This is a genomic window from Streptomyces sp. NPDC015139, assembly GCF_043079785.1.
Classification (GTDB): Bacteria; Actinomycetota; Actinomycetes; order Streptomycetales; family Streptomycetaceae; genus Streptomyces; species Streptomyces albidocamelliae.
Genome location: NZ_JBIBUW010000014.1, coordinates 163,272 through 183,512 on the forward strand (window position 1 = coordinate 163,272; position 20,241 = coordinate 183,512).

Genomic DNA, 20,241 nt, shown 5'->3' on the forward strand with positions numbered 1-20,241 from the left:
GCGCCGCCTGCGCGGTGCGCTCAGTCGCGTGAGTTGCCGAACAGGATGCGGTAGACGATCAGCAGCACCAGGGAGCCGCCGATGGCCGCCGCCCAGGTGGCGCCGTCGTAGAAGTTCTTCGTGACCGGGTGGTCCAGCCAGCGGGCCGAGATCCAGCCGCCTGTGAACGCGCCCGCGACGCCGATGAGGGTCGTACCGATGAAGCCGCCGGGGTCGCGGCCCGGCAGCAGGAGCTTGGCGATGGCTCCGGCCAGCAGTCCCAGAATGATCCAACCGATGATGCTCATGCCGTGAACCTGCCCTTCCGCGCTGTGTCCGCACTGTGCGGGGCCTGAAGTTCCGATGAGGACCCGCTGTCCGTCGCGCGTGTGTTCGTGCCGCGTCGGTGTAGAGGACGTCACGAGGTCACCGACCGGTTGCGCCGCTCAGTAGGGTGCGGCGCATGACACCCTCCGGCACTGCTCTGCGGCGCACCCTGGGGCTGCGGGACGCCGTGGTCGTCGGCCTCGGCTCGATGATCGGGGCCGGTGTCTTCTCGGCTCTCGGGCCGGCCGCGCGCGCGGCCGGTTCCGGACTGCTCGCGGGACTGGCCCTGGCCGCGATGGTGGCCTACTGCAACGCCATGTCCTCGGCGCGTCTCGCGGCCTTGTATCCGGCCTCCGGCGGCACCTACGTCTACGGGCGGGAGCGGCTGGGGGCCTTCTGGGGGTATCTCGCCGGCTGGGCGTTCGTGGTCGGCAAGACGGCGTCCTGCGCGGCCATGGCGCTCACGGTGGGCGCGTACGTCTGGCCGGGGCAGGCGCACGCGGTGGCGGTCGCCGCCGTGGTGGCCCTGACCGCCGTGAACTACGGCGGGATCCAGAAGTCGGCATGGCTCACGCGGGTGATCGTGGCTGTCATCCTGGCCGTACTCGCGGCCGTGGTCGTCGCCTGTCTGGCCTCCGGGCGGGTCGGGGCCGGGCGCCTCGGCGTCGGCCTGTCGTCCGGGGTCGGCGGGGTCCTCCAGGCGGCCGGGCTGCTGTTCTTCGCGTTCGCCGGGTACGCGCGGATCGCGACCCTCGGCGAGGAGGTCCGCGATCCGGCGCGCACCATTCCGCGCGCGATCCCGCTGGCCCTGGGGATCGCCCTCGCCGTGTACGCGTGCGTGGCCGTCGCGGTGCTCGGGGTCCTCGACGCCGGCCGGCTCGGGCAGGCGGAGGCGCCGCTGGCCGAGGCGGTGCGGGCGGCCGGGGTGCCCGGCCTCGTGCCCGTGGTGCGGGCGGGGGCGGCGGTGGCCGCGCTGGGCTCACTGCTCGCGCTGATCCTCGGGGTGTCCCGGACGACGCTCGCCATGGCCCGGGACGGGCATCTGCCGGGCGCGCTGGCCACCGTGCACCCGCGGTTCGGGGTGCCCCACCGGGCGGAACTCGCCGTGGGCGCGGTGGTCGCCGTGCTGGCCGCCACGGTGGACGTGCGCGGCGCGATCGGCTTCTCCTCCTTCGGCGTGCTGGCCTACTACGCCGTCGCCAACGCCTCCGCCTGGACGCTGAGTCCGGCGCCGCTGTCCCGCGCGGTGCCGGTGGTCGGCCTGCTGGGCTGCGCCACTCTGGCGCTCGCGCTGCCCTTCGTCTCGGTGGCCGTGGGGGCGGGTGTGCTCGCTGTGGGCGCGGCGGCCTACGGCGTACGGCGGTGGTGGGCGGGCCGGACCGCCGCGTGACGCGCCGTCAGAGTGCCGGGGGCGCCGCCCGCCCGTCTCAGCGGGCCGCGAACGGCTGGTCCGTGGGGACGATCTCGCGGCCGAGCGGCAGCAGGGACACGGGGATCAGCTTGAAGTTGGCGATGCCGAACGGGATGCCGATGATCGTGACGCACAGGGCGATGCCGGTGACGATGTGGGCGAGCGCCAGCCACCAGCCGGCCAGGATCAGCCACAGGACGTTGCCGACGCACGACGGGGCACCCGCGTCGTGGCGCTCCACCGTGGTGTACCCGAAGGGCCACAGGGCGTAGACGCCGATGCGGAAGGCGGCGATCCCGAACGGGATACCGATGATCGTGATGCACAGCAGCAAGCCGGCCAGCAGGTACCCGAGGAACAGCCAGAAGCCGCTCAGGACGAGCCAGATGACGTTCAGGATGATCTTCACGAGCGACCTGCCATCTTCTCGAGTCGGGCGATGCGCTCCGCCATCGGCGGGTGGGTGGAGAACATCTTGGACAGTCCCTGACCGGGACGGAAGGGGTTCGCGATCATCATGTGGCTCGCGGTCTCGATCTTGGGCTCGGGCGGCAGCGGGAGCTGCCGGGTGCCGACCTCCAGCTTGCGCAGCGCGCCGGCGAGGGCGAGCGGGTCGCCGGTGAGCTGGGCGCCCGAGGCGTCCGCCTCGTACTCCCGGGAGCGGCTGATGGCCAGCTGGATGAGGCTGGCGGCGAGCGGACCCAGGATCATGATCAGCAGCGTGCCGAGCAGGCCGGGGCCGTCGTCGTCGTCCGAGCGGCCCACCGGGATGAGCCAGGCGAAGTTCACCAGGAACATGATCACCGAGGCCAGGGCGCCGGCGACCGAGGAGATGAGGATGTCGCGGTTGTAGACGTGGCTCAGCTCGTGGCCGATGACCCCGCGCAGCTCACGCTCGTCCAGGAGGCGCAGGATGCCCTCCGTGCAGCACACGGCCGCGTTGCGCGGGTTGCGGCCGGTCGCGAAGGCGTTGGGGGCCTCGGTCGGGGAGATGTAGAGGCGCGGCATGGGCTGGCGGGCCTGGGTGGAGAGCTCGCGCACCATGCGGTACAGCGCCGGGGCCTCGAACTCGCTGACCGGGCGGGCGCGCATGGCGCGCAGCGCCAGCTTGTCGCTGTTCCAGTACGCGTACGCGTTCGTACCGATGGCGACCAGGACCGCGACGATCAGTCCGGCACGGCCGAAGAAGCTGCCGATGACGATGATGAGTGCGGACAGTCCCCCGAGGAGTACGGCGGTCCTGAGCCCGTTGTGCCGGCGGTGCACGGTGCGCCCTCCAAGTCGTGCAGCTGGGGAACACTTTGGGTCCAGTGGACCCTCCCGTCTGTGACAACGCCAGGCGACGGGCACGAGTTCCCCGGGGTGTGCGGCGGCACGGCTCGGCCGTACGGGTGACGTGCGGGTTCGGCCTCACGCGCGCGTGGTGGCACGGGTGCCCCACGCGCGCGTGGCGACTCCTCAGAACAGGCCGGTGGCCGCGAACCGGAGGACCAGCTGGGGCGCTCCGGACAGGGCGACGCCGAGCACTCCGGTGAGGGCGAGAGCGGCCGTCAGGGGGGCGGGGACGCGGTGCCGGGCGGTCTCCCCCTCGGGGGCCCGGAACAGCAGGGCGGTCCACTGGAGGTAGTAGAAGAGCGCGATGACCACGTTGACGGCCATGACGACGGCGAGCCAGCCGAGGCCCGCGTCGACGACCGACGAGAACACCGTGACCTTGGCGAACAGGCCGATGACACCCGGCGGCAGCCCGGCCAGGCACAGCAGGAAGAAGGCCAGCAGCAGCGCGGTGAGCGGGTTGGCGGTGTACAGGCCGCGGTAGTCCGCGATCCGGTTCAGGGCGCGGCTGCGGCCCACCAGCGCGGCGACCGCGAAGGCGCCGAGGTTCACGGCCGCGTACATCAGGGCGTACGCCACCGTCGAGCCGATCGCCCGCTGGGGGTCCTTGGCGTACCCGGCGGCGGCGATCGGCACCAGCAGGTAGCCGGCCTGGCCGACGGAGGACCAGGCGAGCAGCCGTACGGCGCTGTACGCGCGCGTGGCCTGCTGCCGCAGGGCGCCGACGTTGCCGACGGTCATGGTGAGGGCGGCCAGGACGGCGAGCGCGGGCCCCCAGACGTCGGCGTACGACGGGAACGCGATCACGGTGACCAGGATCAGGCCGGAGAAGCCGACGGCCTTGCCGACGACCGACAGGTAGGCGGCCACGGGCAGCGGGGCGCCGACGTAGGTGTCGGGCACCCAGAAGTGGAAGGGGACGGCGGCCGTCTTGAAGGCGAAGCCGATGAGGGTGAGGACGACACCGGTCTGGGTGAGGACGTGCAGCTGCCCGTCGACGTGCGGCAGGCGCTCGGCGACCTGGGTGAGGTAGAGGGTGCCGGTGGCGCCGTAGACGAAGCTGATGCCCATCAGGCTGACCGCGGTGGCGGTGACCGAGGACAGGAAGAACTTCAGGGCGGCCTCGGAGGACCGTTTGTCGCCGTGCCGGATGCCGACGAGGGCGAAGGCCGGCAGGGAGGCGACCTCCAGGGCGACGACCAGCGTGGCGAGGTCCCGGGAGGCGGGCAGCAGCGCGGCGCCGGCCGCGGAGGACAGCAGCAGGAACCAGAACTCGCCGGGCGGGACGCGCCGCCGGTCGTCGTCGAGGTTGGTGACGGACAGCAGGGCGGCGAGCAGCGCGCCGCCGAGGACCAGGAACTGGATGACGAGGGTGAAGCGGTCGGCGGTGTAGCTGCACGCGCCCGCCCGGCCCGCCAGGCAGAAGGTGCTGCGGTCGCCGTCCAGGAGGGGCAGGAGCATCAGGGCGGCCGCGGCCAGCCCGGCGACCGAGATCCAGCCGAGCACGGCCTTGCGGGGCTCGGGCAGGAACAGGTCGGCGACGAGGACGGCGAGCGCCACGACGGCGGTGATCGTCGGCGGGGCGATCGCCAGCCAGTCGACGGACTGGACCATCGACTCGGCAAGCGGCTGGGCGCTCATCGGGTGCCTCCTGCGAGGAGCTGCTGCACGGCCGGGTCGGTCAGGCCGAGCAGGGCCTTCGGCCACAGTCCGGCGAGGACGGTGAGGGCGACGAGCGGGGTCCAGGCGGCGAACTCGTACCCGTGCACGTCGGCGAGTCTCGGGACCTCCTGCTCGGCTCCGCCCATGCACACGCGGCGGACCACGATCAGCATGTACGCGGCCGTCAGCAGGGTGCCGAACGCCCCGATCGCCATGAAGGTGAGGAACGCGGGCCGGCTGAGACCGGCGCCGGGCTCGAACGCGCCGAACAGCGACAGCATCTCGCCCCAGAAACCGGCGAGCCCGGGCAGCCCGAGCGAGGCGACCGCGGCGAACGCGAGCAGCCCGCCGAGGCGCGGGGCCCTGCCGTAGAGCGCGGCGCCCGTCTCCTCGGCCAGGGTGTCGAGGTCGGTGGTGCCGGTGCGGTCCTTGAGGGCGCCGACCAGGAAGAAGAGCAGGCCGGTGATGAGGCCGTGCGCGATGTTGGCGAACAGGGCGCCGTTCACGCCGGTCGGGGTCATGGTGGCGATGCCCAGCAGGACGAAGCCCATGTGGCCGACGGAGGAGTAGGCGATCAGCCGCTTGAGGTCGCCCTTGGCGCCTTGTTTGGCCAGGGCCAGGCAGGCCAGGGACCCGTAGATGATCCCGACGACGGCGAACGCGGCGAGGTAGGGCGCGAAGGTGTGGAAGCCGTGCGGCGCCACCGGCAGCAGGATGCGGACGAACCCGTACGTGCCCATCTTGAGCAGGACACCGGCCAGCAGGACCGAGCCGACGGTCGGGGCGGCGGTGTGCGCGTCGGGCAGCCAGCTGTGCAACGGCCACATCGGGGCCTTGACCGCGAGCCCGATCCCGATCGTCAGAACCGCGATGACCTGCACGGACGCGGTCAGTGACCGGCCGTTGTCAGTGGCGAGTGCCACCATGTCGAATGTGCCCGCCTTGATCCCGATCAGGAGCAGGCCGAGCAGCATGACGACGGAGCCGAGCAGCGTGAACAGGATGAACTTCCACGCGGCCCGGGTGCGGCCCTCGCCGCCCCAGCGGGCGATGAGGAAGTACATCGGGATGAGCACCGTCTCGAACGCCAGGAAGAACAGCAGCAGGTCGAGGACGGCGAAGGTCGCGAGGGTGCCGGACTCGAGAAGGAGCAGCAGCGCGACGAACGCCTTCGGGGACGGGCCCGACGGCAGCTTGAAGTACGAGTAGAGCGCGCAGAGGAAGGTCAGCAGCGCGGTCAGCACCAGAAGGGGGAGGGAGATGCCGTCGATGCCGAGGTGGATGCGCACGTCGAGTGCGGGGATCCAGCTGATGTCGGTCGTGGCCTGCATCTTCGACGGCTGGTCGTGGTCGAAGCCGAGCGCGAGGACGATCGCGGCGACGAGGATCGCGCCGGTCACGGTGACGCCGTGCCGCAGCACGGCCTGCTCGGGCGACTTCCCCTTCAGCCCGGGCGGGGCCGGCAGGAGGGCGGCGACGGCACCGAGGAGCGGGCCGACGACGACGAACGCCAGAAGGAACTGCATCACGGACTCGTTGATATCGATCACGCCTGCTCACGCTCCCGTGGCGACGAGGACGACGGCGACCGCCAGGACGACGGTGCCGGCGAGCAGCGCGCTCACATAGGTCTGCACATTGCCGGTCTGCGCCCGCCGTACGGCGGCCCCGAGCAGCCGGGGCAGGGCGGCCGCGCCGCGTACGTAGGTGTCGACGACCTCGCGGTCGAGGAACCGGACGAGACTCGCGCCGGCCTGGACCGGGCGGACGAACAGGGCCGAGTACACGGCGTCCAGGTGGAAGCCGGCGGCCGCGGGCCGGCGCAGCGGGCCGAGCAGCAGTCGTGCCGGGTCCGCCGGGTCGGGTGCGTAGGCGATGTCGCCGTAGGCCGGTTCGTGGGTGGCGATGGCCTCGGCCTCGACCAGTCCGGCGTCGGCCTCGGGGTGGGCGGCGACCGCGCCGAGCGGGGTGCGGGCGGCGAGCACGGTGGTCCGCTGCCAGGCGCCGTAGGTGAGCAGCCCGCCGACGACGGCGAGGCCCGTGCCGAGGATCGAGGTGAGGAGGGTCGGGGTCAGGTCGCGGCCGTCGAACCAGCCGGGCAGCGAGCGGTAGGCGAGCCCGCCGAAGGCCAGGGAGGGGACGGTGAGGACCCAGAGCACGACGGTCATCGTCAGCGGCTGGCGGCCGTGGTCGGGGGCCTCGGCGCCCTTGCCGCGGAACGCCAGCAGCCACAGCCGGGTGGCGTAGGCGGCGGTGAGCAGGGCGGCCAGCAGGCCGGCGACGAGGACGATCCAGCCGGCGGCGCCGGGCACGTGCGCGGCGTGGCCGCCGGCGGCGTGCTCGGCGGCACCGAGGACGGACTCCTTGGAGAAGAAGCCGCTGAACGGCGGGATCGCGGCGAGCGCGAGCAGCGCCACGGTCATCGTCCAGAAGGCGTCCGGGACGCGGTCGCGCAGGCCGTGCATGCGGGACATGGCGGCCAGCGAGTTGGTGCCGGCCGCGTGGATGATCACGCCGGCCGCGAGGAACAGCAGCGCCTTGAAGGCGCCGTGGGACAGGAGGTGGAAGACGGCGGCGCCGCGGTCGCCGACGGCGAGGGCGCCGGTCATGTAGCCGAGCTGGCCGATCGTCGAGTAGGCGAGGACGCGCTTGATGTCGTCCTGGGCGAGCGCGGCGAGACCGGAGCCGGCCATCGTGACGGCGGCCATGACGGCGAGGACCGTCATCGCGGCCGAGGAGGCCTCGAAGACGGGGAGGAGACGGGCGACGAAGTAGACGCCGGCGGCGACCATCGTGGCGGCGTGGATGAGCGCCGAGACGGGTGTCGGGCCGGCCATCGCGTCCGGCAGCCAGGTGTGCAGCGGGAACTGCGCCGACTTGCCCGCCACGCCGGCGAGGAGCAGCAGCGCGATCACGGTCGGGTGGTCGAGGCCGCCGCTCGCGACGGTGCCGAGGACCCGGGTGATGCGGAAGGACCCGGCGTCGGTGCCGAGGGCGAACAGGCCGATGAGGAACGGCACGTCACCGAGCTTGGTGACGAGGAAGGCCTTCAGCGAGGCGGCGCGGGCCTCGGGGGTCTCCCAGTAGTGGCCGACCAGGAAGTAGGAGCAGATGCCCATGACTTCCCAGCCGACCAGCAGCACGATCAGGTCACCGGAGTAGACGACCAGGAGCATCGCGGAGGTGAACAGGGAGACGAGGGCCGCGTACGAGGGGTAGCGCGGGTCGTCGCGCAGGTAGCCCGTCGAGTAGATCTGCACGCAGGTCGCGACGAAGGCGACGAGGACGGCGACGAGCGCGGCGAAGCCGTCGACGTCGAGGGCCAGGTCGATCGGCACGGAGCCGGTGGGGGTCAGCTCGGTGTAGGCCTCGATGGCGGGCCCGCCGGCCTGCCGGGCGGCGACCAGCGCGGCCAGCGCGAGCGCCGCGAGAGGTGGCAGCACGGCGAGCGGGCGGACGAAACCGGGTGCCGTGCGGCCCATCAGCAGGCCGGCCGCGGCGCCGAGGAACGGCAGGAGGGGGACGAGGACGGCGAGGGTGGTCGTGGTCACGCGGTGGCCTCAGCCTTCTCGGCCGCGGAGGAGCCGGGGCCCGCGATCTCGGGGCCGCCGGTCTCTGGGCCCTCGGCGGTGTCGCGGAGCTTGTCGATGTCGGAGGTGCCGCGGTTGCGGTGGACGGCGAGCACGATCGCCAGGCCGATGCCGATCTCGGCGGCGGCGATGGCGATCGTGAACAGGGTCAGCGCCTGGCCGGAGTGCAGGGTCTCCTTGGCGACGCGGCTGAGCCAGACGTCGAAGGCGACCAGGTTGAGGTTGACGGCGTTGAGCATCAGCTCGACCGACATCAGGACCAGGATCGCGTTGCGGCGGGCGAGGACGCCGTAGAGGCCGGTGCAGAAGAGGAGGGCGGAGAGTACGGCGGGATAGGCGAGGTGCATCAGCGGGCGCCTTCCTTCTCGGCCGGGGTGTCCGCGGTGGCCTCGGGTGCGGCGCTCGCGTCCGCCTTCGCCTTGCGGGACAGGACGATCGCGCCGACCAGGGCCGCGAGGAGCAGCACGGACAGGGCCTCGAAGGGCAGGACCCAGTGCTGGAAGAGGCTTTCGCCGGTGACGCGGGTGGTGCCGGCGGCCGGCCCGTCCAGGTCGATCCAGGTGGCGCGGAACGCGTCGACGACCACCCACACCAGGGCGGCCGCGGCGGCGATCGCGACGGCGAGGGCGGCCCAGCGGTTGCCGGAGTCGGCGTCCGGGGAGTGGCCGATGGGTGCCCTGGTGAGCATCAGACCGAACAGCAGGAGGACGACGACGGAGCCGACGTAGATCAGGACCTGCACCCAGGCGATGAACTCGGCCGTGAGCAGCAGGTACTCCACGGCGAGGCCGCCGAGGGCGACCACGAGCCAGAGGGCCGCGTGGACCAGCTGCCGGGTGGTGACGGTGATCAGTGCGGCGCCGAGGGTGACGAGGCCGACGAGGAGGAAGGCGATCTCGACGCCGGTCGGCGACAGGAAGCCGGGCGGGGCCGCCGCGAGGCTCACGGCTGCTGCGTGGTTCATGACGTGCCCTCCCCCGGTTCGGCCTGCGTGGCGGCCAGCTTCTCGGCGGTCTTGCGGGCGGCCGCGATCTCCTTGGGTTCCTCCGCGCCGGGGTCCAGGGCGGGCGGGGCCGGGACCGTCCACATCCACTCGCGGAGCTTGTCCCGCTCGTGGGTGAGGTCGCGGATGTCGGTCTCGGCGTACTCGAACTCCGGGGACCAGAACAGCGCGTCGAAAGGACACACCTCGATGCAGATACCGCAGTACATGCACAGGGAGAAGTCGATGGCGAACCGGTCGAGGACGTTCCGGCTGCGCTCGCGGCCGCCGGGGGCGGCGGGCGGGACCGTCTCCTTGTGGGAGTCGATGTAGATGCACCAGTCGGGGCACTCGCGGGCGCAGAGCATGCAGACCGTGCAGTTCTCCTCGAACAGGCCGATCACGCCGCGGGTGCGGGGCGGGAGTTCGGGCTGGACGTCCGGGTACTGCTCGGTGACCGTCTTCCTGGTCATCGTGCGGAGGGTGACGGCCAGGCCCTTGGCGAGGCCGGAGCCGGGGATCGGGGCCATCTAGGAGATCACCACCTTGACGATGCCGGTGAGGGCGATCTGGGCGAGGGAGAGGGGGACTAGGAGGGTCCAGGAGAGCTTCTGGAGCTGGTCCTCGCGCAGCCGGGGGTAGGTGACGCGGAGCCAGATGACGACGAACGCGAGGATCGCGGTCTTCAGCAGGGTCCACACCCAGCCCAGGCCGTCGGTGCCCCACGGGCCGTGCCAGCCGCCCAGGAAGAGGACGGTGGTCAGGCCGCACAGGACGACGATGCCGGCGTACTCGGCGAGCAGGAACAGGGCGAAGCGCAGACCGGTGTACTCGGTGTACGCGCCGAAGATGATCTCCGAGTCGGCGACGGGCATGTCGAAGGGCGGACGCTGGAGTTCGGCGAGTCCGGCGACGAAGAAGACGACCGCGCCGACGAGCTGCCAGGGCACCCACCACCAGTGGAAACCGTGCAGGATGCCGGGGATCGAGACGGTGCCCGCGGCCATGGCGACGGAGGCCGCCGCCAGCAGCATCGGGAGCTCGTACGCGAGCAGCTGGGCGGCCGTGCGCAGCCCGCCGAGCAGGGAGAACTTGTTCGCGCTGGCCCAGCCGGCCATGAGCGAGCCGAGCACGCCGACGCCCATCACCGCGAGCACGAAGAACACGCCCGCGTCGAGGACCTGGCCGACGGCGCCCTCGCTCGGACCGATCGGGATGGCGAGCAGGACGAGGAGGTAGGGCAGCAGGGCGACGGCGGGGGCGAGCTGGAAGACGCGCCGGTCGGCGCCGGCCGGCACCACGTCCTCCTTCTGCGCGAACTTCACGCCGTCGGCGATGAGCTGGGCCCAGCCGTGGAAGCCGCCCGCGTACATCGGGCCGAGCCGGCCCTGCATGTGCGCCATCACCTTGTGCTCGGTCTGGCCGACGATCAGCGGGAAGGTGAGGAAGACGACGAACACGATCAGGAGTCGCAGGGCGACGTCCAGCACGTCGTTCACTGCGGGCCTCCTGTGGGGTCGTCAGGGGTGCGGTCCTGGGGGGCGGGTTCTTGAGGAGCAGGGTCGTGGGGGTCCTGCGGCCCGGAGTCCTCGGGGGTGCGCTTGCCGGGCTCGGGGCTTTCGGAGGCCGGGGTTTCGGGGGCCGGGGTTTCCGGGGCCGGGGTTTCCGGGGCCGGGCTTTCGGGAGCCGGGCTTCCGTGGCCCTCGGAAGCGGGCGCCCCCGGTGCCGGGCTCTCGGGTTCCGGGCTCTCGGGTGCGGGGCCCTTCGGTGCCGGGCTCCCGGCGGCCGGGGGTTCGGTAGCCGGGGATTCGGGGGCCGCGGATTCGGGCTCCGGGCTCGCGGGTGCCGCGGTCTCGGCACGCTCGGCCTGCTTCTCCTGCGGCTGCGGCTCGGACTCCGGCTCGTCGAACGCCGGGCGGGCGTGGTGCCAGGGGGCGTCCGCGCTGCGCGGCGCGGCGGCCCTGCGGGCGGGAGTCGCGGGGGTCCCCGGCTCCGCGGGCCCGGTCGGCCCCGTCTTCTCCGTCGGCTCCGCGCCGACGGCTTCGGTGCGCTGGGACGTCGAGCCCTCGGAGGCGCTGCGGGCGTGGCGCGGGCGGGACGGTGCCGGAGCCGTGCCCGGCTCGTGCGCCACCGAGGCCTCCGCGGCCGGTCCGGACGCCGCCGCCGGTGTGGCGTCGCCCTCGGCCGCGGCCTCCTTCCGCGTCGCCGCGTCCCCGGCAGGTGCCGCGTCCCCGGCCGGAGCCGTGCTCCCGCCCGGCGTCGCGGTCTCGGCCGGCGGCGCCGACTGGCTCGCCGAGCCCTCGCTCGCGCTCCGCATCCGGCGCGGACGGGCAGCGGCTCCGGCACCTCGCGGCGCTCCGGCGGCCCCGGAGGACTCCGTGGTCCCCGCGGCTTCGGCCGGGCCGGCCACCGCTCCGGTCTCCTCGGTCTGGCTCGCGGATCCCTGCGCCGCCGTGCGGGTGCGCCGTACCGGACGGTCGCCGGCCGCCGCGCGGGCCGGGCGCTCGCCCGCCGCGCCCGCCGCGCGCGCCGCTCCTCGGGCCGGGCGGGCGGGGGCCGGGGGCAGTTGGCCCTTGAGCGGGCCCCACTCGTTCGGGTCGGGGACGCCCGGGGGAAGCATCTGACGGCGCTTGGGGCCGCCGTGGTCGGACTCGCCCGGCTCCTTCGCCCCGGGCCAGGCCTTGGCGACCCGGGCGGCGAGGACGAAGTCCTTGCGGAGCGGGTGGCCCTCGAAGTTCTCGGGGAGCAGCAGGTGCTCCAGGCCCGGGTGGTCGGCGAAGTCGACGCCGAACATCTCGTGGGTCTCGCGCTCGTGCCAGGCGGCGCCCGCGTAGACGCCGACGGCCGAGGGGAGCGCCGGTGCCTCGTGCGGCACGGTCGTGCGGACCAGGAGCCGGCGGACCGGGTCCAGCGCGACGACGTGGGCGGAGACGCGGAAACCGGTGCCGGGCTCGTCGACCGCGCTCAGCCAGTCGAAGTAGGTGCAGGACAGGGTCGTACGGGCCGTCTCCAGGGCGGTGAGCCAGGAGGACGGCGGTACGTCCACGGTGAGGACGCCGTACGACTCCTCGGCCGCGGCGTCCGTGCCGAAGAGTTCCTCCGCAGGGGCGGGCAGCCAGCCGACCGTGCTCATCGGGCGTCCCCCTCGGCGGCCGGGGCCGGGGGCTTCACCAGGCCGCTCTGCAGGGCGGCCGCGGACGGCCGGGCGGAACCGGTGCCGTACCGCTCGTCCAGCGACTCGCGGGCGATCTTCTCCTGGAGCTTGAGGATGCCCTGGAGCAGTGCCTCGGGGCGCGGCGGGCAGCCGGGGACGTAGACGTCCACCGGGATGATCTGGTCGACGCCCTTGGTGACGGAGTAGGAGTCCCAGTACGGGCCGCCGCAGTTGGAGCAGGCGCCGAAGGAGATGACGTACTTCGGCTCGGGCATCTGCTCGTACAGACGCTTGACGGCCGGGGCCATCTTGTCGGTGACCGTGCCGGAGACGATCATCAGGTCGGCCTGGCGGGGTCCCGGGGCGAAGGGGATGACGCCGAGCCGGATGAAGTCGTGGCGGGCCATCGACGCGGCGATGAATTCGATCGCGCAGCAGGCGAGCCCGAAGTTGAAGACCCAGAGCGAGTAGCGGCGGCCCCAGTTGAGGACCACCTTCATCGGCTCGGGCGCGAGGCGTGCCAGAGTGCCGAGCCGCTTGGGCTCGGGCAGCGCGACAGGCTCGGGCAGCGCGACGGGCTCGGGCCCCGGGGGTACGGATGCGGCCGAGGGGTTCACGTCCATGCCAGGACGCCCTTCTTGTATGCGTACAGCAGGCCCACGGCGAGGAAGCCGAGGAAGATGAACATCTCCACGAGGGTCGTCGCGCCGTAACCGGGGGCGGCGAAGACCGTCGCCCAGGGGAACAGGAAGATCGAGTCGACCGCGAAGATCACGTAGAGGAACGCGTAGACGTAGTAGCGGACCTGGGTGTGGGCCCAGCCCTCGCCGACGGGGTCGACGCCGCACTCGTAGGTCAGGAGTTTCTCGGGGGTCGGCACGACCGGGCGCAGCAGGCGGCCGGCGCCGAAGGCGACCGCGACGAACAGCACACCGACGACGGCGAGCAGTCCCACCACCGCATAGGACCGGAAGTAACCGGCCGCGACGACGTTCGCCGTGGCGATCGTCGAGTCCCCCAACGTCTCCCGCACGGTCCGCCCCTCGCTCCCTGACCTCGTGACCTTCGTGAACTCTGTGATGCGACATCATTCGAGGATCTGTACGCACGGGAGTCTAGGCCCTGATAAAGAACCGGTAAGCAGCCCGTCACGGCGTGAGACGTGTGCGGGCGCCCCGGCCGGGACCGGGGTGGGGTTTTCCCCAGGCGGCGGAGGGCGGCGTACCGCATGGCGCGAGGGGTGCCGGGCACGGCAGGCTGACCGGTATGACCGCTCCCAGCTCCGCCGCCGGCCGCCTCGACGGCATCGGCCGGACCGACGGCCCCGACCGGACCGACGGCGCCGACCGTCCGCCTCCGCTCCGGCCGGCCTACGACGCGTACACCTGGAAGGAGATCGCGCATCTCCTGCTGAACCTGCCGGTGGCGGTGTTCGGCTTCGTCTACGCCGTCACGGCGCTGGCCACCGGGGGCGCGCTCACGCTGACGGTCATCGGCCTGCCGCTGCTCGCGCTCGCCCTGCTGGGCGCCCGGCAGCTGGGCAAGCTGGAGCGGGCCCGGGCCCGGAAACTGCTCGGGGTGCGGGTGGAGGAGCCGACGCCGCTGCCGCTCGCCCGGAGCGGGGGGCCGGTGCCACGGCTGTGGATGGCGCTGAAGGACCCGGTGGGCTGGCGGACCCTGCTGTACGACGCCATCCGGCTGCCCTGGGGCATCCTCACCTTCTGCACCGTGCTGGTGTCGCTGTTCGTGCTGTGGCCGGTGCTGCCGTACCTGGCGCGGGGGCTGACGAACGTCGACCGGGCGATGGTGCGGGGGCTGCTGTCGCCCTCGGACGAGCTGGAACGCCGTATCGCCGAACTGGAGTCCGACCGCGGGGTCGTGGTCGACACGGCTGCGGCGGATCTGCGCCGGATCGAACGGGATCTGCACGACGGCGCGCAGGCCCGGCTGGTCAACCTGGCGATGGGGCTCGGGCTGGCCAAGGAGAAGCTGCTGGAGGACCCCGACGCCGCCGCGGCGATGGTGGACGAGGCGCACGGCGAGGTGAAGCTGGCCCTCCAGGAGCTGCGCGACCTGGCCCGGGGCATCCATCCGGCGGTGCTCACGGACCGGGGCCTGGACGCGGCGCTGTCGTCGGTCGCCTCCCGCTGCACCGTGCCGGTGAAGGTGACCGCGGACCTGCCCGCCCGTCCCGCCGAGGCCATCGAGGGCATCGCCTACTTCACGGTCTCCGAGCTGCTGCAGAACGTCAGCAAGCACAGCGGGGCGCGTTCCGCCTCGGTGGACGTGTGGCGGTCGGCGGACCGGCTGCTCATCCAGGTCCAGGACGACGGCCGGGGCGGCGCGCGGCTCGACGGCGGCAGCGGTATGCGGGGGCTGGCGGAGCGGCTGGGCGCGGTGGACGGCCTGTTCGTCGTCGACTCGCCGGACGGCGGCCCGACGGTGGTCACCGCGGAGCTGCCGTGGCGGGACCGGAAGGCGTAGCCGCGCGTCCCGCGCGCGGGTGGCGTAGCCGCGCGTCCCGCGCGCGGGTCGCACGCACGCCGGGCCCGGGGCCGTACGGAGCAGCCGTACGGCCCCGCGGTCGTCTCCCGGCGTGGCTCGTCCGCCCGCGCCGCGCCCCAGGGGGTGGGGAAAACCCCCGGTCCAAGACGCCGACGGCCTTCATGGCTCCGCGCGGCGGCGCGCACGACTCTGGAGACACGGCCGAAGCGGCCGCCCGGACGAGGAGAACGGAACGACATTCGATGGCCACGGAGTACGGACAGCGGTGCGGGCGAGGGCACGACCGGCCCGCCGGCACCGGTCACCGGCTGCCCGCGGCGCTGCGGGCGCCGTTCGAGGCACGCACCCTGCGCGAGTTCGGCCATGTCCTGCTGAGCCTGCCGGTCTCCATCGTCCTGTTCACCTGGGCGGTGGCGATGGTGCCGCTCGGGGCGGGACTGCTGGTGACCTTCCTCGGCATCCCGGTGCTGGCCGCCGCGCTCGCCGGCTGCCGGGGCTTCGGCGTCCTGGAGCGGGCGCGGGCACGCGCGCTGCTGGGCGTGGACGTGGCCGACCCGGAACCGTTGCGGACGACCAAGCCGGGCGCCCTGGCCTGGATGGGCGCGGTCCTCAAGAGCGGCAGCTCCTGGCGGCACCTGCTGTACGCGGTGGTGCAGTTCCCGTGGGCGGTGTTCGCGTTCTCGGTGGCGGTGAGCTTCTGGACGGTCGGCTGGACGCTGCTGAGCTATCCGCTGTGGTTCTGGGTGTTCCCGGCGTACGCCGGCACCGGCGGTGTGCAGCTCTACGGCGACGACCACCACAGCGTCTATCTCGACAACCCCTTCGAGATCACCGTGACCTGCCTGGTCGGGCTGCTCTTCACGCTGGCCACGCCGTGGCTCGTACGGGCCCTGACGACCGTGGACGGGCTGCTCGTCCGGGGGCTGCTCGGGCCGTCGCGGCTGTCGGCGCGGGTGGTGGAGCTGGAGTCGGACCGCGGGGTCGTGGTCGACACGGCCGCCGCCGATCTGCGGCGCATCGAGCGGGACCTGCACGACGGGGCGCAGGCCCGGCTGGTCGGCCTGGCCATGGATCTGGGACTGGCGAAGGAGAAGCTCCGGGAGGACCCGCAGGCGGCGGCGCGCATGGTGGACGAGGCGCACGGCGAGGTGAAGACGGCCCTGCAGGAGCTGCGCGATCTCGCCCGGGGCATCCATCCCGCCGTGCTGACCGACCGCGGCCTGGACGCGGCCCTGTCCGCGGTCGCCTCCCGCTGCGCGGTGCCGGTGCGGGTCGAGGTCGACCTGCCCGCCCGGCCGGTCCCGGCCATCGAGGGCATCGCCTACTTCACCGTCTCCGAGCTGCTGCAGAACATCAGCAAGCACAGCCGGGCCCGGTCCGCGTCGGTGGACGTGTGGCGCTCGGAGGACCGGCTGATGCTCCAGGTGATCGATGACGGCGTGGGCGGCGCGGACGTCTCCCGCGGCTCGGGTCTGGCCGGGCTCGCCGGCCGGCTGGACGCGGTGGACGGCGTCCTCCTGGTCGACTCGCCGGCCGGCGGCCCGACCCGCGTGATCGCCGAACTGCCCTGGCGGACGACCGCCTGACGGCTCGTACCTCCGCGAAGCCCCCGAGCCCCGGCCGTGAGCCCGGAGACCGGCACCGCCTCCCTCCCGCTCGCATCGCCGGAGCGCGGCGGCGGTGCGGCCCGAATGCTGGAATGCTGGACCTTCGTACGGACGCGCGTCCGGCACGGACGTCGTCGCGGGATCGGGCTCGGGGGGCCGGAAGATCATGGAGGACAGGGTGCGGGTGGTCATCGCCGAGGACTCGGTGCTGCTCAGGGAGGGGCTGACCCGGCTGCTGACCGACCGCGGGCACGACGTGGTGGCCGGTGTCGGGGACGCGGACGCGCTGGTGAAGACCATCGCCGACCTGGACGCGCAGGGCGAGCTGCCCGACGTGGTGGTGGCGGACGTGCGGATGCCGCCGACCCACACCGACGAGGGCGTGCGGGCGGCCGTGGCGCTGCGCAAGGCGCACCCCGGGCTCGGGGTGCTGGTGCTGTCGCAGTACGTGGAGGAGCGCTACGCCACCGAACTGCTGGCCGGATCCAGCCGCGGTGTGGGCTATCTGCTCAAGGACCGGGTCGCCGAGGTGCGGGAGTTCGTCGACGCGGTGGTGCGGGTCGCCGAGGGCGGTACGGCGCTGGACCCGGAGGTGGTCGCGCAGCTGCTCGGCCGCAGCCGCAAGCAGGACGTGCTGGCCGGACTGACCCCGCGCGAGCGCGAGGTGCTCGGACTGATGGCCGAGGGGCGCACGAACTCGGCGATCGCCCGGCAGCTGGTGGTCAGCGACGGCGCCGTGGAGAAGCACGTCAGCAACATCTTCCTGAAGCTCGGCCTCGCCCCGAGCGACGGCGACCACCGTCGAGTTCTGGCCGTTCTCACCTATCTGAACTCGTGACGGACGTGCCCGCGGCGCGTCGCCCGCCCCTCCGGGCACCCCGGCGAACGGGGTACCCGGACGGGAGCGGAAGGAGGGATCCGCGGGACCCGCGGGGAGCGCCTCGGCCGGTGCCCGGACTGCGCGGGACATCATGGGGACCCGGTGCGACAGGCCGTCTCGAAATGTGATCCGTTCCACGGATGCCACCGGGAAGGCGACCCTGACCGACGTAGGGTTGATCCTGGGATGGTCCGTGGGACGACCACACCCCGGACAGCCGCCTCGAAGGAGGTCCAGTTCAGTGACCAGCCAGGTCAGCAGCCCAGCGGAGCACACCGACGGAACCGTCGTGGGAGAGCAGCGCAAACCGGGCGGAGCCAAGGACGTGCGGCGCCTGGACCGGGTGATCATCCGGTTCGCCGGGGACTCGGGTGACGGTATGCAGCTCACCGGGGACCGTTTCACCTCGGAGACGGCGTCCTTCGGGAACGACCTCTCCACCCTGCCGAACTTCCCGGCCGAGATCCGCGCCCCCGCCGGCACCCTGCCGGGCGTCTCCTCGTTCCAGCTCCACTTCGCCGACCACGACATCCTGACCCCGGGTGACGCGCCGAACGTGCTGGTCGCGATGAACCCGGCCGCCCTGAAGGCGAACATCGGCGATCTGCCGCGCGGCGCCGAGATCATCGTGAACACGGACGAGTTCAGCAAGCGGGCCCTGCAGAAGGTGGGGTACGAGAACTCGCCGCTGGAGGACGGGTCGCTCGACGGCTACAGCCTCCACCCGGTGCCGCTGACCACGCTCACGGTCGAGGCGCTGAAGGAGTTCAGCCTGTCCCGCAAGGAGGCCGAGCGCAGCAAGAACATGTTCGCGCTGGGCCTGCTGTCGTGGATGTACCACCGGCCCACCGAGGGCACCGAGAAGTTCCTGAGGTCGAAGTTCGCGAAGAAGCCGGACATCGCCGAGGCGAACATCGCGGCGTTCCGGGCGGGCTGGAACTTCGGCGAGACCACCGAGGACTTCGCGGTCTCCTACGAGGTCGCCCCGGCCACCCGGGCGTTCCCGACGGGCACGTACCGGAACATCTCGGGGAACCTGGCCCTGGCCTACGGTCTGGTCGCCGCCTCCCGGCAGGCGGACCTGCCGCTGTTCCTGGGTTCGTACCCGATCACGCCGGCCTCGGACATCCTGCACGAGCTGTCCAGGCACAAGAACTTCGGCGTGCGGACCTTCCAGGCGGAGGACGAGATCGCGGGCATCGGCGCGGCGCTCGGGGCGGCGTTCGGCGGTTCCCTCGCGGTGACGACGACGTCCGGTCCCGGTGTGGCGCTGAAGTCGGAGACGATCGGCCTGGCCGTCTCCCTGGAGCTGCCGCTGCTGGTCGTGGACATCCAGCGCGGCGGTCCCTCGACGGGTCTGCCGACCAAGACCGAGCAGGCGGACCTGCTGCAGGCGATGTTCGGCCGCAACGGCGAGGCCCCGGTGCCGATCGTGGCGCCGAAGACCCCGGCGGACTGCTTCGACGCGGCGCTGGAGGCGGCCCGGATCGCGCTGACGTACCGCACGCCGGTGATGCTGCTGTCCGACGGTTACCTGGCCAACGGCTCCGAGCCGTGGCGGATCCCGGACCTGGAGGAGCTGCCGGACCTGCGGGTGCGGTTCGCGTCCGGTCCGAACCACACGCTGGAGGACGGCACGGAGGTCTTCTGGCCGTACAAGCGGGATCCGCAGACCCTCGCCAGACCGTGGGCGGTCCCCGGCACGCCGGGTCTTGAGCACCGCATCGGCGGCATCGAGAAGCAGGACGGCACGGGCAACATCTCCTACGACCCCGCCAACCACGACTTCATGGTCCGCACCCGCCAGGCCAAGATCGACGGCATCGAGGTCCCGGACCTGGAGGTCGACGACCCGCACGGCGCGAGGACGCTGGTCCTGGGCTGGGGTTCGACCTACGGCCCGATCACGGCGGCGGTACGGCGGCTGCGGGCGGCCGGCGACTTGGTCGCGCAGGCGCACCTGCGCCACCTCAACCCCTTCCCGCGCAACCTCGGACACGTGCTCGAGCAGTACGACAAGGTGGTCGTCCCCGAGATGAACCTGGGGCAGCTGGCCACCCTGATCCGGGCGAAGTACCTGGTCGACGCCCACTCCTACAACCAGGTCAACGGCATGCCGTTCAAGGCGGAACAGCTCGCCGCGGCGCTGAAGGAGGCCATCGATGACTGACGCCACCAACGGGCTGCTGCAGCTGGTGCCCAAGGCCGAGGCGAAGCAGTCGATGAAGGACTTCAAGTCGGACCAGGAGGTGCGCTGGTGCCCGGGCTGCGGTGACTACGCGATCCTCGCCGCCGTGCAGGGCTTCATGCCCGAGCTGGGCCTGGCCAGGGAGAACATCGTCTTCGTCTCCGGCATCGGCTGCTCGTCCCGCTTCCCGTACTACATGAACACCTACGGGATGCACTCCATCCACGGCCGCGCCCCCGCCATCGCGACCGGACTCGCATCCTCCCGGCAGGACCTGAGCGTGTGGGTGGTCACCGGCGACGGCGACGCACTGTCGATCGGCGGCAACCACCTGATCCACGCCCTGCGGCGCAACGTCAACCTGAAGATCCTGCTGTTCAACAACCGGATCTACGGACTCACCAAGGGCCAGTACTCCCCCACCTCCGAGGTCGGCAAGATCACCAAGTCGACACCGATGGGATCCCTGGACGCCCCGTTCAACCCGGTGTCCCTCGCCATCGGCGCGGAGGCGTCGTTCGTCGCGCGCACCATCGACTCCGACCGCAAGCACCTCACCGAGGTCCTGCGCGCCGCCGCCGACCACCCGGGCACCGCCCTGATCGAGATCTACCAGAACTG

General features: G+C 72.6%; 19 protein-coding genes. 6 read left to right on the forward strand and 13 right to left on the reverse strand.

What is annotated here, in order from left to right:
• Positions 1–20: 20 nt before the first annotated feature.
• On the reverse strand, positions 21–287 hold the full coding sequence (locus ACF08B_RS31835; RefSeq protein WP_392320564.1) for a GlsB/YeaQ/YmgE family stress response membrane protein: 267 nt from the start codon (positions 285–287) through the stop codon (positions 21–23).
• 155 nt (positions 288–442) lie between these two features.
• On the opposite strand from ACF08B_RS31835, the gene ACF08B_RS31840 reads away from it, so the two are divergent.
• The gene (locus ACF08B_RS31840) at positions 443–1,696 is read left to right on the forward strand and encodes an APC family permease (protein WP_392320565.1); all 1,254 of its coding nucleotides are present in this window, start codon (positions 443–445) and stop codon (positions 1,694–1,696) included.
• 37 nt (positions 1,697–1,733) lie between these two features.
• Here the strand turns inward: ACF08B_RS31840 and ACF08B_RS31845 are convergent, their stop codons facing one another.
• From ACF08B_RS31845 to ACF08B_RS31900, 12 genes are all read right to left on the reverse strand, one after another.
• The gene (locus ACF08B_RS31845; protein WP_093476965.1) at positions 1,734–2,126 is read right to left on the reverse strand and encodes a YccF domain-containing protein; all 393 of its coding nucleotides are present in this window, start codon (positions 2,124–2,126) and stop codon (positions 1,734–1,736) included.
• The gene (htpX, locus tag ACF08B_RS31850) at positions 2,123–2,983 is read right to left on the reverse strand and encodes a zinc metalloprotease HtpX (protein ID WP_392320566.1); all 861 of its coding nucleotides are present in this window, start codon (positions 2,981–2,983) and stop codon (positions 2,123–2,125) included. Before htpX ends, ACF08B_RS31845 begins: the two co-directional genes overlap by 4 nt.
• A 192-nt stretch (positions 2,984–3,175) precedes the next feature.
• Positions 3,176–4,693, reverse strand: a complete 1,518-nt coding sequence (locus ACF08B_RS31855) for an NADH-quinone oxidoreductase subunit N (protein WP_392320567.1) — start codon at positions 4,691–4,693, stop codon at positions 3,176–3,178.
• A complete protein-coding gene (locus ACF08B_RS31860; protein WP_392320568.1) occupies positions 4,690–6,264 on the reverse strand; it encodes an NADH-quinone oxidoreductase subunit M in 1,575 nt (524 codons plus the stop codon). The genes ACF08B_RS31855 and ACF08B_RS31860 overlap by 4 nt, the downstream gene beginning before the upstream one ends.
• A gap of 6 nt (positions 6,265–6,270) precedes the next feature.
• Entirely contained in the window at positions 6,271–8,265 is a 1,995-nt protein-coding gene (locus ACF08B_RS31865; RefSeq protein WP_392320569.1) for an NADH-quinone oxidoreductase subunit L, read from the reverse strand.
• A complete protein-coding gene (nuoK, locus tag ACF08B_RS31870; protein WP_093476957.1) occupies positions 8,262–8,651 on the reverse strand; it encodes an NADH-quinone oxidoreductase subunit NuoK in 390 nt (129 codons plus the stop codon). The genes ACF08B_RS31865 and nuoK overlap by 4 nt, the downstream gene beginning before the upstream one ends.
• A complete protein-coding gene (locus tag ACF08B_RS31875; protein ID WP_392320570.1) occupies positions 8,651–9,268 on the reverse strand; it encodes an NADH-quinone oxidoreductase subunit J in 618 nt (205 codons plus the stop codon). The genes nuoK and ACF08B_RS31875 overlap by 1 nt, the downstream gene beginning before the upstream one ends.
• Complete coding sequence (locus ACF08B_RS31880; protein ID WP_093476954.1) at positions 9,265–9,816, reverse strand: NADH-quinone oxidoreductase subunit I; 552 nt, start codon at positions 9,814–9,816, stop codon at positions 9,265–9,267. The genes ACF08B_RS31875 and ACF08B_RS31880 overlap by 4 nt, the downstream gene beginning before the upstream one ends.
• Positions 9,817–10,785 (reverse strand): NADH-quinone oxidoreductase subunit H, encoded by a 969-nt coding sequence (locus ACF08B_RS31885; protein WP_392320571.1) that lies wholly within the window; start codon positions 10,783–10,785, stop codon positions 9,817–9,819.
• The gene (locus ACF08B_RS31890) at positions 10,782–12,419 is read right to left on the reverse strand and encodes an NADH-quinone oxidoreductase subunit C (RefSeq protein WP_392320572.1); all 1,638 of its coding nucleotides are present in this window, start codon (positions 12,417–12,419) and stop codon (positions 10,782–10,784) included. Before ACF08B_RS31890 ends, ACF08B_RS31885 begins: the two co-directional genes overlap by 4 nt.
• Positions 12,416–13,063 carry an NADH-quinone oxidoreductase subunit B gene (locus tag ACF08B_RS31895; RefSeq protein ID WP_392320573.1) on the reverse strand — a complete coding sequence of 216 codons (648 nt, stop codon included), beginning with the start codon at positions 13,061–13,063 and terminating at the stop codon, positions 12,416–12,418. Before ACF08B_RS31895 ends, ACF08B_RS31890 begins: the two co-directional genes overlap by 4 nt.
• Positions 13,054–13,473, reverse strand: coding sequence for an NADH-quinone oxidoreductase subunit A (locus tag ACF08B_RS31900; RefSeq protein ID WP_073901522.1), 420 nt, complete (start codon positions 13,471–13,473; stop codon positions 13,054–13,056). Before ACF08B_RS31900 ends, ACF08B_RS31895 begins: the two co-directional genes overlap by 10 nt.
• Before the next feature lie 233 nt (positions 13,474–13,706).
• Here ACF08B_RS31900 and ACF08B_RS31905 point away from each other — a divergent pair, with 233 nt between their 5' ends.
• The 5 genes from ACF08B_RS31905 to ACF08B_RS31925 all read left to right on the forward strand — a co-directional run.
• Positions 13,707–14,924, forward strand: a complete 1,218-nt coding sequence (locus ACF08B_RS31905; RefSeq protein ID WP_392320574.1) for a sensor histidine kinase — start codon at positions 13,707–13,709, stop codon at positions 14,922–14,924.
• A gap of 263 nt (positions 14,925–15,187) precedes the next feature.
• Positions 15,188–16,531 (forward strand): sensor histidine kinase, encoded by a 1,344-nt coding sequence (locus ACF08B_RS31910; protein WP_392320575.1) that lies wholly within the window; start codon positions 15,188–15,190, stop codon positions 16,529–16,531.
• 187 nt (positions 16,532–16,718) lie between these two features.
• Positions 16,719–17,390: a response regulator transcription factor gene (locus ACF08B_RS31915; RefSeq protein ID WP_093476937.1), complete on the forward strand. Its 672-nt coding sequence runs from the start codon at positions 16,719–16,721 to the stop codon at positions 17,388–17,390.
• Positions 17,391–17,673: 283 nt separating this feature from the next.
• Entirely contained in the window at positions 17,674–19,602 is a 1,929-nt protein-coding gene (locus ACF08B_RS31920) for a 2-oxoacid:acceptor oxidoreductase subunit alpha (RefSeq protein ID WP_392320576.1), read from the forward strand.
• A partial coding sequence (locus tag ACF08B_RS31925) for a 2-oxoacid:ferredoxin oxidoreductase subunit beta (protein WP_392320577.1) occupies positions 19,595–20,241 on the forward strand: 647 nt, incomplete at its 3' end. The genes ACF08B_RS31920 and ACF08B_RS31925, both read left to right, overlap by 8 nt.

Coding starts and splice junctions, on each gene's coding strand:
- ACF08B_RS31835 (WP_392320564.1), bottom strand. CDS start 287: ATGAGCATCATCGGTTGGATCATTCTGGGACTGCTGGCCGGAGCCATC.
- ACF08B_RS31840 (WP_392320565.1), top strand. CDS start 443: ATGACACCCTCCGGCACTGCTCTGCGGCGCACCCTGGGGCTGCGGGAC.
- ACF08B_RS31855 (WP_392320567.1), bottom strand. CDS start 4,693: ATGAGCGCCCAGCCGCTTGCCGAGTCGATGGTCCAGTCCGTCGACTGG.
- nuoK (WP_093476957.1), bottom strand. CDS start 8,651: ATGCACCTCGCCTATCCCGCCGTACTCTCCGCCCTCCTCTTCTGCACC.
- ACF08B_RS31875 (WP_392320570.1), bottom strand. CDS start 9,268: ATGAACCACGCAGCAGCCGTGAGCCTCGCGGCGGCCCCGCCCGGCTTC.
- ACF08B_RS31880 (WP_093476954.1), bottom strand. CDS start 9,816: ATGGCCCCGATCCCCGGCTCCGGCCTCGCCAAGGGCCTGGCCGTCACC.
- ACF08B_RS31890 (WP_392320572.1), bottom strand. CDS start 12,419: ATGAGCACGGTCGGCTGGCTGCCCGCCCCTGCGGAGGAACTCTTCGGC.
- ACF08B_RS31895 (WP_392320573.1), bottom strand. CDS start 13,063: ATGGACGTGAACCCCTCGGCCGCATCCGTACCCCCGGGGCCCGAGCCC.
- ACF08B_RS31905 (WP_392320574.1), top strand. CDS start 13,707: ATGACCGCTCCCAGCTCCGCCGCCGGCCGCCTCGACGGCATCGGCCGG.
- ACF08B_RS31910 (WP_392320575.1), top strand. CDS start 15,188: ATGGCCACGGAGTACGGACAGCGGTGCGGGCGAGGGCACGACCGGCCC.
- ACF08B_RS31915 (WP_093476937.1), top strand. CDS start 16,719: ATGGAGGACAGGGTGCGGGTGGTCATCGCCGAGGACTCGGTGCTGCTC.